Here is a 13959-nt window from a genome sequence, read left to right as displayed (position 1 = left end):
GGCCCGCACCATCAAGGCTCCTTCAACACAACGAAAGCGAGTCCTTCATGCAAAACGCCATCACCTGGTTCGAGATTCCGGTCGCCGACATCGACCGCGCCCAAGCCTTCTACGAAACCGTGCTCGGCCGCACGCTGCGCCGCGAAGACTTCGGCGGCCAGACGCTGGCCATCTTTCCCTACGACAACCCCGCCACCGGCGGCGCCCTGCAGGCCGGCGCGAACGCCAGCGCACGCGCAGGCAGCGGCATCCGCATCTACCTCGACTGCATGCCGGGCATCGACGCCGTGCTTGCGCGCGTCGAAACGGCAGGCGGCCAGATCGTTGCGCCCAAGTCCGCGCTGCCGCCGGGCATGGGCTTCATCGCCCACATGCGCGACACCGAAGGCAACGAAGTCGGCCTGCACGCGCTCGCCTGAATCGCACCATGGCACCGCGCAACTGGGTGGCCGTCGCCAGCGCGGAACACGCCCGGCAAGGGGCGTGACCACAAGCAGCTCGGCCTGAAGGCGCTCGCGCTCTGAGCGCCACAATCCCAAGATCGATCATCCATGCAGAAGAACCCCACGATGGAACCCATCCGCCGGCAGCACGACGCCTTCCAGGTCGCGGGCCTCACGGTCCGCACCACCAACCGCGACGAGAACGACCCCGCAAGCGCCCGCATCGGCGCGCTGTGGAACCGCTTCTTCGGCGAAGAAACCTACCGGTCGACGCCCGGCCGCACCGGCGACGCCCGCATCTTCGGCGCCTACTCCGGCTACGAATCCGACGCGCATGGCGCCTTCGATGTGACCGTGGGCGTGGCCGTCGCGGACACAACGGGCAGCGTGGCCATCGAGGCCGGCGACTACCTCGTCTTCACGGGCCAGGGCGAGATGCCGCAGATGGTGATCGCCGCCTGGCAACGCATCTGGCAGTATTTCGAAGCACACCCGGAAATCGCGCGCCGCTACCGCAGCGATTTCGAAGCCTACGAGGGGCCGGACAAAGTGGCGATCCATATCGGGATTTCATGAGCACCAAGAAAAGCTGGCGCGACAGACTCGCCAGCTACCCTCACCTGCCGGAGGTCAAGGAAATCCCGCCGCCCATGCGCAAGCGGCTTGGCGAGGGCACCATTGCCACGCCGTCGCCGCGCGAGGTCGAGGAATCGATGTGCGACGTTCCCGAGGGCCGGCTCGCCACCGTGTTCGGCATCGGCGAGGACATTGCAGTGCGCCACCGAGCCACCATCGGCTGCACCGTGACGACGGCGATCTTTGCGCACATGGTCGCGCATGCGGCCGAAGAAGCCATCCAGCCGGAGAACAAGGCGCCCTACTGGCGCACGCTCAAGATCGGCGGCGAACTCAACGCCAAATACCCCGGCGGCATCGAGGCGCAGATGACGAAGCTCGAAACCGAAGGTCACACGGTCGTGCAGCGCGGCAAGCGCTACTTCGTCGAAGACTTCGCGAAGAAGCTCGTCCGGGCACGCTGATGCGCCGCGCCGACCGCCTGTTCCAGCTCGTGCAGATCATCCGCGGGCGCCGGCTCACCACCGCGGCCTTCCTGGCGCTGCGCCTCGAGGTGTCGGAGCGAACGGTCTACCGCGACGTGGCCGACCTGCAGCACCAGGGCGTGCCGATCGAGGGCGAGGCCGGCGTGGGCTACAGGCTGGGTGCGGGCTTCGAACTGCCGCCGCTGATGTTCACGCAGGACGAGGCTTCGGCGCTCGTGGCCGCGGCCCGCCTGGCGCAGAGCTGGGTCGATCCGGCGCTCGCGCGCGACATCGAAACCGGGCTAGGAAAGATCCTCTCGGTGCTGCCGCCGGCGGCACGCGTCTCGGCCGAAGCGCTGGCGCTCTACGCGCCTGCACTGGGCTTGGGCGACGCCCTGCGCGCGCGGCTGCAGGTCCTGCGCGAAGCTGTGCAGGCGCGCCAGAAACTGCGCCTTCACTATCGCGACGTGTCGGGCGATGCCAGCGAACGCACGGTGCGTCCGCTCGGCTGCTTCTACTGGGGCAGGGTCTGGACGCTTTCGACCTGGTGCGAGCTGCGCAACGACTTCCGTGGTTTTCGCATCGACCGCATGGACGCAGTCGACCTGCTGCCCGAACGCTTTCGCGACGAAGCGGGCAAGACATTGGCCGACATGCTGCGCCAGGTGAAGGCGCGGGCGGCCGAAGCGAAGCTGCCGGAGCAGCAGAAATGAAGATGCGGCGGCGTCAGTAGTCGTCGCTGCTGCCGTAGCTGGCCAGGTTCTCGAACTTGGTGAGCGGCTTGAGGAAAGTCAGCTTGACGGTGCCCGTAGGCCCGTTGCGGTGCTTGCTGATGATCACCTCGGCCACGCCCGGCTCCTTGCTGTTCTTGTCGTAGTAGTCGTCGCGGTAGATGAACATGATGATGTCCGCGTCCTGCTCGATGGCGCCGGATTCACGCAGGTCGCTCATCATGGGACGCTTGTCGGTGCGGCTCTCGACGCCGCGGCTCAACTGCGACAGCGCGATCACCGGGCACTTGAGCTCCTTGGCGAGCATCTTCAGGCCGCGCGAGATTTCGCCCACGGCCGTGGCGCGGTTCTCGTCGTTCATGCTGGTCGACACGCTCATGAGCTGGAGGTAGTCGACCACGATCAGGCCGAGGCGCCCGTACTGGCGCGCCAGGCGGCGCGCGTTGGCACGCAGCTCGCTGGTGGTCAGGCCAGGGGTCTCGTCGATGTGCAGCGACACGTTGCGCAGCTTCTCGATCGCCTCCGTGAGGCGCGGCCACTCTTCGTCGCTGAGCTTGCCGGTACGCAGGTGTCCCTGGTCGATGCGCCCGATCGAGCCGACGATACGCACCGCCAGCTGCGACGCACCCATTTCCATCGAGAAGACCGCGACCGGCAGCCCTTCGTTGAGCGCCACGTGCTCGGCGATGTTGATGGCCAGCGAGGTCTTGCCCATCGAAGGACGCGCGGCCAGCACGATCATGTCGCCCGGCTGCAGGCCCGAGGTCATCTTGTCGAACTCGTAGAAGCCGGTTCGCACGCCGGTGATGTCGTTCGGGTTCTCCGCCATCTCGGTCACGCGGTCGAGCAGTTCGACCACCAGGGCATCCATGCTCTGGAAGCCCTGCTTCATCCGCGTGCCTTCTTCGCCGATGTTGAAGATCTTCTGCTCGGCCTCGTCCAGGATCTTGTCGACCGACTTGCCTTGCGTGTTGAAGGCGTTGGTCGCGATCTCGTCGCTCGCGGAGACGAGTTTTCGCAGGATCGAGCGTTCGCGCACGATCTCCGCGTAGCGGCGGATGTTGCTCGCGCTCGGCACATACTGCGCGAGCGAATTGAGGTAGACCAGGCCGCCGATTTCATCGGCCTTGCCCAGGCCCTGCAGCTGCTCGTAGACCGTGATGACGTCGGCCGGCTTGCTGGCGTTGATCAGTCCGCCGATCGCGGCATAGATCAGCTTGTGTTCGTGGCGGTAGAAGTCGCCATCCACCAGCAGGTCGCCCATGCGGTCCCAGGCTCCGTTGTCGAGCAGCAGGCCGCCGAGCACGCTCGACTCGGCCTCAATCGAATGAGGCGGAATGCGAAGCTGGGCAACTTGACGATCGGCCGACGGGTCATTGTCGGCATAGGAAAAAACGGCGGACATGGACTTCCCTTGCAACCCTGCATGCTAAGCCGCGCACGCGCTGGCGTGTGTGGACAAGGTTGTGAATAAACGGTGATCTTTCAGTGCATCGCGCTGGAAAACCGGTGCGCAGAAAGACAAAAGCCGCCCGGAGGCGGCTTTTGCGGCAGCGCACAAGGCGCTGTGGACGATCAGGCGGTTTCGCCGTAGACCGTGACGGTGATGTCGACCACCACGTCGGTGTGCAGCGCAACGCTCACGGTGCTGTCGCCGACGACCTTGATCGGGCCGTTGGGCAGGCGCACCTGCGACTTGGCAACCTTGTAGCCTTGCTTGCCCAGTTCTTCGGCGATGTCGCCGTTGGTGACCGAGCCGAACAGGCGGCCGTCGACGCCGGCCTTTTGGGTCAGCTTGACGGTCGTGCCGCCGAGCTTTTCGCCCTGCGCTTGCGACTCGGCCAGCTTGGCGGCCGCAGCCTTTTCGAGTTCGACGCGCTTGGCTTCGAATTCAGCCTTGTTGGCAGCGGTGGCGCGGCGGGCGCGGCCCGTCGGGATCAGGAAGTTGCGCGCGTAGCCGTCCTTGACCTTGACGATGTCGCCGAGGCCGCCGACGTTCAGAACCTTGTCCAGAAGAATGATTTGCATGGTGTGTGCTCCTTCTTAGACGCGGTGCTGGTCGCTGTACGGCACCATGGCCAGGAAGCGCGCGCGCTTGATGGCGGTGTTCAGCTGGCGCTGGTAGATCGCGCGCGTGCCGGTCAGGCGGGCGGGAATGATCTTGCCGTTTTCGCTGATGAAGTCACGCAGCGTGTCGATGTCCTTGTAGTCGATTTCCTCGACGCCAGCGACGGTGAAGCGGCAGAAGCGCTTGCGCTTGAACAGCAGCGACTGGGTGTTGCGCTTCGGGCGCTTGTCTTTGTTGAATTTCTTGAACGTGGCCATTTGGGGACCTCTTGTCGAAAATTAATCTTGCTGAAAATCCTGGATGTGCAGGACCGGATGCTTGCCATTGCCCGGTGTCGCGAGAAAGCCCTGAAAACGCCAGAGGCTTCCCATCGATTGCTTTGCGAGCCGTTCGGCGATGGCGCCGAAGGCAACGGCCCTGAGGGCCGCTTTCACCTGCCTGGCTTTTCCAGCCTCCTGGAGCGTCGACTCGTGTTCGAGCTTCAGATCGATGGCGGGAAGGCCGGCGGGCGTGTATCGCAAGGCTCCGAGTTCGGCAACCGAGGCGGTCAGCACAAGCTGATTGACTCCGGTTGCCGCAGCAGCGGCAGCGGTCACGCCATCAGCTGTTGTTGGCGGCGTACTCGGCCTGCTGAGCCTTGCGGGCTTCTTCGCGCTCGACCGTCTTCATCATCGACGAAGGACCGGTTTCGGCCTTCTTCTTCTGGACGGTGAGGTGGCGCAGCACGGCGTCATTGAACTTGAACGCGTGTTCCAGTTCGCCCATCACGGTTTGCTCGGCTTCGATGTTGACGCATAGGTAGTGCGCCTTGCTGAGCTTGTTGATCTGGTAGGCCAGCTGGCGGCGGCCCCAGTCTTCAACGCGGTGGACCTTGCCGCCGCCGGCCGTGATGAGGCCCTTGTAGCGCTCCAGCATGGCCGGAACTTGTTCGCTCTGATCCGGGTGGATCAGCAAAATGATTTCGTAGTGACGCATGGCACTCCTTGTGGATTCTTCCGTGGAAGAGGAAAAGCCACCTGCAGCGTCGGGCGCAGTGTGGCAAGGCAAAGCCGGCTATTGTAGCACTGCTTGCGCCACGCGTGTCTAGCCTCAGTCGTTCAGGGCCCGGTCCAGCGCCGCGGCCTTCTCCGCGCCCACCGCGGCGCGTATCTTGGGTGCCAGGGCGACCAGGTCTTCGTAGCTGCTGGTGCCTTCGACCTGCAGGTTGAGCCTGAAGCCCATCAGGCCGAGCGCACCGGTCAATTGGGTCGCAATGGGATAGGCATCCTTGTAGCGCTGCTGCCTGCTGCGCCCGGTAGGCGGCGCGGGTTCGGCCGGTTTGGGCGTCGCGGGCGCCTTGCTTACAGCAACCGGCGCAGGCGCCTCCGGCACGGTCGCCCTGGCTGGCGCCGGTGCCGCCGGCTTGCTTCCCGCCGCCGGCCCGAGCAGCCCCAGCTCGACCATCTGGTCGATTTCTTCTCGCCCGATGCCCGTTCCGGAGGCAAGCACCTCGTCGACCGAGCGCTTGCCGTCGAACAGGATGAACGCGGTGCGCTGGCGCGGCGAAAGCGGCACCGAGCGATCCTTGAGAACCTGCTGTCCGGCGTCTGTCTTGACAAGAATCATGATGGTTTCTTCCGCGAAAAACCGGCGGGTGCGGCGACGAGCGGCTTCGCCATGCCATCCGCAAGCCACCCGCCAGCTTGCGATTGTCGCAAGTCTGACACAAGTAACACATTCTGATTCAATTAAGCGACGTGCCGAAGCGGGAATTCCCCGGTGAGGGATTCCCCGCAAGGCCTACCGCGCGGCGGGGGCGCACCCCCGCCGCTCTTCGGTTGTCAGCGCTTGGCGAGTTGCTGCCAGGTGTCGATGACGCTGTCAGGGTTGAGCGAAATCGACTCGATGCCCTGCTCCGCCAGCCAGAGCGCAAAGTCCGGGTGGTCGCTGGGGCCCTGGCCGCAGATGCCGACGTACTTGCCCTCGGCCTTGCAGGCCTTGATGACACGGCTCAGCAGCGCCTTGATGGCCGGGTCGCGCTCGTCGAAGTCGGCGGCGAGCAGCTCCAGCCCCGAGTCGCGGTCCAGGCCGAGCGTCAGCTGGGTCAGGTCGTTCGAGCCGATCGAGAAGCCGTCGAAGAACTTCAGGAACTCTTCGGGCAGCACGGCATTACTCGGCACCTCGCACATCATGATCAGCTTGAGCTCGTTCTCGCCGCGCTTCAGGCCATGTTCGCCGAGCAGCGTGGTCACGCGTTCGGCCTGGCCCAGGGTGCGCACGAAGGGCACCATGATCTGCACATTGGTCAGGCCCATGTCGTTGCGCACGCGCTTGAGCGCCTCGCATTCCATGGCAAAGGCCTCGCCGAAATCCTTGCTCAGGTAGCGCGCGGCGCCGCGGAAGCCGAGCATCGGGTTTTCTTCTTCCGGCTCGTAGCGGCTGCCGCCGATCAGCTTGCGGTATTCGTTCGACTTGAAGTCAGACAGGCGAACGATCACTTTCTTGGGCCAGAAGGCCGCAGCGATGGTCGCAATGCCTTCGGCGACCTTGTCGACATAGAAGGCGCGCGGCGAGGCATGGCCGCGGGCCACCGACTCGACGGCCTTCTTCAGGTCGTTGTCGACGTTTGGATAGTCGAGGATCGCCTTCGGATGCACGCCGATGTTGTTGTTGATGATGAACTCGAGGCGGGCCAGACCCACGCCGTGGTTCGGCAGCTGGGCGAAGTCGAAGGCCAGCTGCGGGTTGCCGACGTTCATCATCAGCTGGATGTCGATTTCAGGCATCACGCCACGCTGCACTTCGGTCACTTCGGTTTCGAGCAGGCCGTCGTAGATGAAGCCGGTGTCGCCCTCGGCGCAGCTCACGGTCACGAGCGTGCCGTCCTTCAGCAGGTCGGTCGCATCGCCGCAGCCGACCACGGCCGGAATGCCGAGTTCGCGCGCAATGATGGCCGCGTGGCAGGTACGCCCGCCGCGGTTGGTGACGATGGCGGCGGCGCGCTTCATCACCGGTTCCCAGTTGGGGTCGGTCATGTCGGTGACGAGCACGTCGCCGGCCTGGACCTTGTCCATTTCGCTGATGTTGTGCACGAGCCGCACGGGGCCGGTGCCGATCTTCTGGCCGATGGCGCGGCCTTCGGCGAGCACCGCCCCCTTGCCCAGCAGCTTGTAGCGCTGCTCGGCCTTGCCCTGCTGCTGGCTCTTCACGGTTTCAGGGCGCGCCTGCAGGATGTAGAGTTGGCTGTCGGTGCCGTCCTTGCCCCACTCGATGTCCATCGGGCGGCCATAGTGTTCTTCGATGACGAGCGCGTACCTGGCGAGCTGCTCGACGTCGGCGTCGCTCAGCGAATAGCGGTTGCGCTGCTCGGCCTTGACGTCGGTGGTCTTCACCAGCTTGCCGGTGGCCTTTTTCTCCTCGGGCGACGCGAACTCCATCTGGATCAGCTTGGAGCCCAGGTTGCGGCGGATCACGGCCTTCTTGCCGGCGCGCAGCGTAGGCTTGTGAACATAGAACTCGTCGGGGTTCACGGCGCCCTGCACCACCGTTTCACCGAGGCCATAGCTGGAGGTGATGAACACCACGTCCTCGAAACCCGACTCGGTGTCGATGGTGAACATCACGCCGGCCGCGCCGAGGTCGGAACGGACCATGCGCTGCACGCCCGCCGAGAGCGCCACCACGTCGTGCGCAAAGCCCTTGTGCACGCGGTAGCTGATGGCGCGGTCGTTGTAGAGGGAGGCAAAGACTTCCTTCATCTTGTGCAGCACGTCGTCGATGCCGACCACGTTCAAGAAGGTTTCCTGCTGGCCCGCGAACGAGGCGTCCGGCAGGTCTTCGGCCGTGGCCGAGGAGCGCACGGCGAACGAGGCCGCGGGGTTGCCGGCGCTCAGTTCCGCAAACGCATCGGCAATGGCTTTCTGCAGGTCGGCCGGAAAGGGCTGGGCCTCGACCATGGCGCGGATCTCGGCGCCGGCCACGGCCAGCGCCCGCACGTCTTCGGTGTCCAGTGCGGCGAGCCGCTTGCTGATCTTGTCGGCCAGGCCGTCGTGGGCCAGGAACTGGCGGAACGCATGCGCCGTGGTCGCAAAGCCCGTGGGCACCCGCACGCCCTGCGGCAGCTGCGAGATCATTTCGCCGAGGCTGGCGTTCTTGCCGCCGACCGACTCGACGTCGGTCATCCTCAGGTTTTCAAACGGTACGACCAGGGCGGTCGCGTCGAAAAGTGCAGACATGGGAAAGCTCCAGAAGTTGAAACCGGTGCTGCATGCAGACGGCGCGGCACGATCGTTGTCGTTGCTCTGGGTGCGGGCGCGGTGTGCATGGAAAGAATTGGGGGGTGGGAAAGCGGATTCCCGATAATGGCCCGGATTGTAGGCGTGGCGAGATTGCACGCGCCGCAGGACAAGGCCGCAAGAGCAACACCATGCATACACGCACCGTTTTCTTCATTTCCGATGGCACCGGGATCACCGCCGAAACATTCGGTAACGCCGTGCTGGCCCAGTTCGAGATGAAGCCGCGCCACGTGCGGCTGCCTTTCACCGACACGGTCGACAAGGCGCACCAGGCGGTGCGGCAGATCAATCACACGGCCGAACTGGAAGGCGTGCGCCCCATCGTCTTCACGACGCTGGCGAACATGGAGGTGCTGGAGGTGATCGAAACCGGCTGCAAGGGCATGCTGCTCGACATGTTCGGCACCTTCGTGCGGCCGCTGGAGATCGAACTGGCGGTGAAGTCGAACCACCGCATCGGCCGCTTCAGCGACGTCAGCAAGAGCAAGGAATACGACGCCCGCATTGCGGCCATCGACTTCAGCCTGGCCCACGACGACGGCCAGAGCAACCGGGACCTCGAAGGCGCCGACGTGATCCTGGTGGGCGTGAGCCGCAGCGGCAAGACGCCAACCTCGCTCTACCTAGCGATGCAGCATGGCCTGAAGGCGGCCAACTACCCGCTGATTCCGGAAGACTTCGAGCGCCGCCAGCTGCCGCCGGCGCTGATGCCGCACCGCAAGAAGATCTTCGGCCTCACGATCCAGCCCGAGCGCCTGAGCCAGATCCGCAACGAACGCCGGCCGGATTCGCGCTACGCCAGCCTCGAGAACTGCCGCAACGAGGTGAGCGAAGCCGAGGCGATGATGCGCCGTGCCGGCATCCGGTGGCTTTCGACGACCACCAAGTCGATCGAGGAAATTGCCACCACCATCCTGCAGGAACTGAAGCCCGAGCGGCTGGTTTACTGAGCCAGCCGCTCGGCCAGGCTGCCGCAGGCGCCGTTCAGGCGGCCGCCTGCTCGGCCGGGGCCGAGGTCCGGATCAGGTGATCGAAAGCACCGAGCGCCGCCTTCGCCCCGTCGCCGGCCGCGATGATGATCTGCTTGAACGGCACGGTCGTCACGTCGCCCGCGGCGAACACGCCTGGCACCGAGGTCTGCCCCCTGGCGTCGACCACGATCTCGCCGTGCTTGGTCAGCTCGACCACGCCCTTGAGCCAGTCGGTGTTGGGCACCAGGCCGATCTGGATGAACACGCCTTCGAGTTCGACCTTCTTCAGCTCGCCCGTCGCGCGGTCCTTGTAGACCAGGCCGTTGACCTTCTGGTCGCCGGTGATCTCGGTGGTTTGCGCGTTGGTGAACACGTCGACGTTCTTCAGGCTCTTGAGCTTGCGCTGCAGCACGGCGTCGGCGCGCAGCTGCGTGTCGAACTCGATCAGCGTGACGTGGCCGACGATGCCGGCCAGGTCGATGGCCGCCTCGACACCCGAATTGCCGCCACCGATCACGGCCACGCGCTTGCCCTTGAACAGCGGGCCGTCGCAATGCGGGCAGTAGGCCACGCCCTTGTTCTTGAACTCGTGCTCGCCGGGCACGTTGATGTTGCGCCAGCGCGCGCCGGTCGAGATGATGATCGATTTGCTCTTGAGTGAAGCGCCGCTCTCGAGCTGCACTTCGATCAGGTCCTTGCCCGGAACCAGCGCCTTGGCGCGCTGCAGGTTCATGATGTCGACGTCGTAGTCGCGCACATGCTCTTCAAGGGCGTGGGCGAATTTCGGCCCTTCGGTTTCCTTGATCGAGATGAAATTCTCGATGCCCAGCGTATCGAGCACCTGGCCACCGAAGCGCTCCGAGGCCACGCCCGTGCGGATGCCCTTGCGCGCCGCATACACGGCCGCCGCCGCGCCGGCCGGACCACCGCCGACGATCAGCACGTCGAACGGGTCCTTGGCGGCGATCTTCTTGGCCTCGCGCTCGACACCGCTGGTGTCGATCTTCGCGAGGATCTCTTCCAGGCTCATGCGCCCCTGGCCGAACTCGGTGCCGTTCAGGAACACGGTGGGCACCGCCATCACCTGGCGCTCCTTGACTTCTTCCTGGAAGGTGCCGCCCTCGATCATCGTGGTGCGGATGCGCGGGTTCTGGATGGCCATCAGGTTCAGGGCCTGGACCACGTCGGGGCAGTTGTGGCAGGTGAGCGAGACATAGATCTCGAACTCGAAGTCGCCGTCGAGCGCGCGGATCTGGTCGAGCACCGCCTGCTCGACCTTCGGGGGATAGCCGCCGATCTGCAGCAGTGCAAGGATCAGCGAGGTGAATTCATGGCCCATCGGCAGGCCGGCGAAACGCGGGCCATGGTTCTCGCTCGGGCGGTTGACCGAGAAAGAAGGCTTGCGATGGTTGTCGTCGCGGCTTTCGGTCAGCTTGACCAGCGGCGACGCTTCGGCGACGTCCTTCAGCAGCGACAGCATCTCGCCCGAGGCCTTGCTGTCGTCGAGCGAGGCGACGATCTCGATCGGCTGCGTGGCGCGTTCGAGGTAACTCTTCAATTGGGCTTTGGTGCTGGCGTCGAGCATGAGGGACTCTCTTTCGATAACTGAAAACTATCAACTGGGGACAAAAAAGCCCGGGGGCCTTGTGAGCGCCCGGGCTTTCGCGCGGGGACGCTCAGATCTTGCCGACGAGGTCGAACGACGGAGCGATGGTCTTGTCGCCCTCGTTCCACTTGGCCGGGCAGACTTCGTTCGGGTGGGCGGCGGTGTAGACCGCGGCCTTCAGCTTGCGCAGGGTTTCCTTGACGTCGCGGGCGATTTCGTTGGAGTGCACTTCGGCGGTCTTGATGATGCCTTCAGGGTTGATCACGAAGGTGCCGCGCAGTGCCAGGCCTTCTTCGGGGATGTGCACGCCGAAAGCATTGGTCAGCGTGTGGGTCGGGTCGCCCACCAGGGGGAACTTGGCCTTGCCCACGGCGGGCGAGGTGTCGTGCCAGACCTTGTGCGAGAAGTGCGTATCGGTGGTCACGATGTAGACCTCGGCACCCAGCTTCTGGAATTCGGGGTAGTTGTCGGCTGCGTCTTCGACTTCGGTCGGGCAGTTGAAGGTGAAGGCCGCCGGCATGAAGATCAGCACGGACCATTTGCCCTTGAGCGTCTCGTCGGACACATCGATGAACTTGCCGTTGAGGTAGGCCTGGGTCTTGAAGGGTTGGACTTGGGTGTTGATCAGGGACATGGTGATTCCTTGGATGCTGCGGGTGGACAAAAATAAGTGCGAGCCATGAGTATAGCTACCGAATAGGACAAATTCATAGTAATCAGCTATCGGCCGCATCGCTGAGGCCTATGAAAGACAAAGGGGCAGCCGCCCTCGCCTTCCGCTCGAATACGAACGTGTATCACCATCAAACGCATGCAGACCGGTGCAGCATGGGATTGCTTGCAAGAGCTCGCTCGCCCCTCTCACAATCCCTACTTTCAGAACAAGGAAAACAATCATGAAGGGCGACCCCAAGGTCATCGAACATCTGCAGGCGCAGCTCAAGAACGAGCTCACCGCCATCAACCAGTACTTCCTCCACTACCGCATGCTCAAGCACTGGGGCCTGGACAAGCTGGCCAAGAAGGAATACGAGGAATCGATCGGCGAAATGAAGCACGCCGACAAGCTGATGGACCGCATCTTCATGCTCGACGGCCTGCCGAACCTGCAGGACCTGGGCAAGCTGAACATCGGCGAAGACGTGCCCGAACTGCTGAGCTGCGACCTGGGCGCCGAAACCGGCGCGCAAGCCACCATCAAGGACGGCATCGCCTACTGCGAGACGGTGCGCGACTACGTTTCGCGCGACCTGCTGCAGGAAATCCTGGACGACACGGAAGAGCACATCGACTTCCTCGAAACCCAGATCGACCTGATCGACAAGGTCGGCGTACAGAACTACCTGCAGTCGCAGATGGGCGAAGTCAGCTGATTTCGACCGGTCGGGGCGACGTCTCGGTCGACGTCACCCGGCTCCCGCGGGCGCTTGTGCCCGCCGGGCATTGGCGGCAACCAGGTTTTTCTGATGCCGCCAGCTCGTGAAAGCAAACACCGGCCAGATGCAGGGCGACCATCGCCACCAGCGTCCAGGCTCCGACCGAACGCACCCCAGGTTTGCGCCCCGCAAATGCCCCGAAACCGTACGCCGGTTTCTCGGGATGGCTGCTTCATCCGCCCGAGCCTTCCGAAAAATCAGTACGGAAGACCTCCTGCGGGGATAGTTATTGAAAATGCGAGAGATTCGTATTTATAATCGGCTCGTACCCAACCAGCCAGCCAACTGCCGCTTTCACCGCCATGATCGTTTGCGTCTGCCGCCGAGTCTCCGACCGTGAAATCGCACGTCACGTGCGGGCCGGCATGACTTTCGACGAAGTCCAGTTCGAGCTTGGCGTGGCCACCCAATGTGGCCAGTGTGAAGGCTGTGCGCGCGATATCGTCGCGCAGTGCAGCGCCTCCCATCCGGTCGCCGCGTTGAACCGCGAATCGGGAACGAGTGCGATCCAGCTTGCCACCTCCATCTCGGAAAGCAAGGCATGGAACTCTTCGCGGCACTCGGCGGCAGCCTGATACTCGTTGCAGGCTCGGTCTGGTGGATCTTTCGTAAGTAATCAGTAGTCGTAGCGGTTTTGCTGCAATCGAGGCACGCTCCGTGGGTGCCCGCATTCGAATTGGTTGATCGTGTCTGACCGCTTTGCCCCCCCTCCCTCCGTTCTGGGCCTCTCGCGCAATGCACTCATTGCCGGAGGCGTGATCCTGTTTCATGCAGCCGCGCTGTGGGCGCTGCAAAGCGGCCTGCTGCGCCGCGCTGCCGAAGTGGTGATTCCCGTCGAAATCCTGAGCCAGTTCGTCGAGCCGCCCAAGCCGGCCGAACCGCCTCCTCCCCCGCCGCCGCCGCCTCCGCAGCGCAAGCCCGAGGCCGTCAAGCCCCCGCCTCGCCCCGTGGCCATCCGCGAGCCGAAGCCGACACCCGCGCCTCGTGCGCCGGTCGGCGTGCCAGAGCCTCCGCCTCCCACGCCCGTTGCGGAGGCGCCCGCTCCCACGCCGCCCGCTCCTCCGCCCCCGCCGCCGGCACCGCCCGCACCACGGACGATCGAAATCTCGGAAGGCCAGACGCGCTACGTCAGGGAGCCCAGGCTCGTGTATCCCAGCATGAGCAGGCGCCTGGGCGAATCGGGCACCACCGTCGTCTCGATCTATTTCGACAGCGAAGGCTTCGCCAAGCGCGTCGAACTCTTCAAGTCCAGCGGATTCGAACGCCTGGACGAAGCGGCGCTCAGCGCCGCCCGCACCGCCCAGGTCACGCCCTTCAGGCAAACGGGAGGCAACGCACAGACGACCTACCTGCTGCGGGCCCCCTTCTCATTCAAACTGAACTAATC

General features: G+C 64.4%; 17 protein-coding genes. 8 read left to right on the top strand and 9 right to left on the bottom strand.

Annotation, left to right across the window (positions count from 1 at the left end):
- The first annotated feature begins 47 nt into the window (after nt 1-47).
- The 4 genes from RZE77_RS08990 to RZE77_RS08975 all read left to right on the top strand — a co-directional run bounded on the left by RZE77_RS08990 (nt 48) and on the right by RZE77_RS08975 (nt 2196).
- Nucleotides 48-419 (top strand): VOC family protein, encoded by a 372-nt coding sequence (locus RZE77_RS08990; protein WP_319431437.1) that lies wholly within the window; start codon nt 48-50, stop codon nt 417-419.
- 132 nt (nt 420-551) lie between these two features.
- Entirely contained in the window at nt 552-1019 is a 468-nt protein-coding gene (locus RZE77_RS08985) for a GyrI-like domain-containing protein (protein WP_319441539.1), read from the top strand.
- Complete coding sequence (locus RZE77_RS08980; RefSeq protein WP_319441538.1) at nt 1016-1483, top strand: MGMT family protein; 468 nt, start codon at nt 1016-1018, stop codon at nt 1481-1483. Before RZE77_RS08985 ends, RZE77_RS08980 begins: the two co-directional genes overlap by 4 nt.
- Entirely contained in the window at nt 1483-2196 is a 714-nt protein-coding gene (locus tag RZE77_RS08975; protein ID WP_319431428.1) for a helix-turn-helix transcriptional regulator, read from the top strand. The genes RZE77_RS08980 and RZE77_RS08975 overlap by 1 nt, the downstream gene beginning before the upstream one ends.
- Before the next feature lie 13 nt (nt 2197-2209).
- Here the strand turns inward: RZE77_RS08975 and dnaB are convergent, their stop codons facing one another.
- The 7 genes from dnaB to ppsA form a co-directional block, all read right to left on the bottom strand.
- Nucleotides 2210-3619 carry a replicative DNA helicase gene (dnaB, locus tag RZE77_RS08970; protein WP_018903000.1) on the bottom strand — a complete coding sequence of 470 codons (1410 nt, stop codon included), beginning with the start codon at nt 3617-3619 and terminating at the stop codon, nt 2210-2212.
- A gap of 170 nt (nt 3620-3789) precedes the next feature.
- Nucleotides 3790-4242: a 50S ribosomal protein L9 gene (rplI, locus tag RZE77_RS08965; protein ID WP_007830783.1), complete on the bottom strand. Its 453-nt coding sequence runs from the start codon at nt 4240-4242 to the stop codon at nt 3790-3792.
- 15 nt (nt 4243-4257) lie between these two features.
- Nucleotides 4258-4539, bottom strand: a complete 282-nt coding sequence (gene rpsR / locus RZE77_RS08960) for a 30S ribosomal protein S18 (protein WP_007830781.1) — start codon at nt 4537-4539, stop codon at nt 4258-4260.
- Nucleotides 4540-4560: 21 nt separating this feature from the next.
- The gene (gene priB / locus RZE77_RS08955) at nt 4561-4878 is read right to left on the bottom strand and encodes a primosomal replication protein N (RefSeq protein WP_319441537.1); all 318 of its coding nucleotides are present in this window, start codon (nt 4876-4878) and stop codon (nt 4561-4563) included.
- Between the two features lie 4 nt (nt 4879-4882).
- On the bottom strand, nt 4883-5257 hold the full coding sequence (rpsF, locus tag RZE77_RS08950; RefSeq protein WP_012746958.1) for a 30S ribosomal protein S6: 375 nt from the start codon (nt 5255-5257) through the stop codon (nt 4883-4885).
- A 114-nt stretch (nt 5258-5371) separates the two neighbouring features.
- Nucleotides 5372-5887, bottom strand: a complete 516-nt coding sequence (locus tag RZE77_RS08945) for a hypothetical protein (RefSeq protein ID WP_319441536.1) — start codon at nt 5885-5887, stop codon at nt 5372-5374.
- A gap of 215 nt (nt 5888-6102) precedes the next feature.
- On the bottom strand, nt 6103-8496 hold the full coding sequence (ppsA, locus tag RZE77_RS08940) for a phosphoenolpyruvate synthase (protein ID WP_319441535.1): 2394 nt from the start codon (nt 8494-8496) through the stop codon (nt 6103-6105).
- A gap of 191 nt (nt 8497-8687) precedes the next feature.
- Here ppsA and ppsR point away from each other — a divergent pair, with 191 nt between their 5' ends.
- Nucleotides 8688-9509, top strand: coding sequence for a posphoenolpyruvate synthetase regulatory kinase/phosphorylase PpsR (gene ppsR, locus RZE77_RS08935; RefSeq protein ID WP_124959280.1), 822 nt, complete (start codon nt 8688-8690; stop codon nt 9507-9509).
- A gap of 34 nt (nt 9510-9543) precedes the next feature.
- Here the strand turns inward: ppsR and ahpF are convergent, their stop codons facing one another.
- Together ahpF and ahpC are read right to left on the bottom strand one after the other, a co-directional pair.
- Entirely contained in the window at nt 9544-11115 is a 1572-nt protein-coding gene (ahpF, locus tag RZE77_RS08930; RefSeq protein ID WP_124959279.1) for an alkyl hydroperoxide reductase subunit F, read from the bottom strand.
- Between the two features lie 91 nt (nt 11116-11206).
- Nucleotides 11207-11770 carry an alkyl hydroperoxide reductase subunit C gene (gene ahpC, locus RZE77_RS08925; RefSeq protein ID WP_007830764.1) on the bottom strand — a complete coding sequence of 188 codons (564 nt, stop codon included), beginning with the start codon at nt 11768-11770 and terminating at the stop codon, nt 11207-11209.
- A 262-nt stretch (nt 11771-12032) separates the two neighbouring features.
- On the opposite strand from ahpC, the gene bfr reads away from it, so the two are divergent.
- From bfr to RZE77_RS08910, 3 genes are all read left to right on the top strand, one after another.
- Nucleotides 12033-12509: a bacterioferritin gene (gene bfr / locus RZE77_RS08920; protein ID WP_025569326.1), complete on the top strand. Its 477-nt coding sequence runs from the start codon at nt 12033-12035 to the stop codon at nt 12507-12509.
- A 365-nt stretch (nt 12510-12874) separates the two neighbouring features.
- On the top strand, nt 12875-13147 hold the full coding sequence (locus RZE77_RS08915; RefSeq protein ID WP_018903007.1) for a (2Fe-2S)-binding protein: 273 nt from the start codon (nt 12875-12877) through the stop codon (nt 13145-13147).
- 105 nt (nt 13148-13252) lie between these two features.
- Nucleotides 13253-13957, top strand: coding sequence for an energy transducer TonB (locus tag RZE77_RS08910; protein WP_455685327.1), 705 nt, complete (start codon nt 13253-13255; stop codon nt 13955-13957).
- Nucleotides 13958-13959: the final 2 nt, after the last annotated feature.

Origin of the sequence: Variovorax sp. SPNA7, assembly GCF_033807855.1 — a bacterium.
Taxonomy (GTDB): domain Bacteria; phylum Pseudomonadota; class Gammaproteobacteria; order Burkholderiales; family Burkholderiaceae_C; genus Variovorax; species Variovorax beijingensis.
This window is presented reverse-complemented; position numbering and strand designations above follow the sequence as displayed.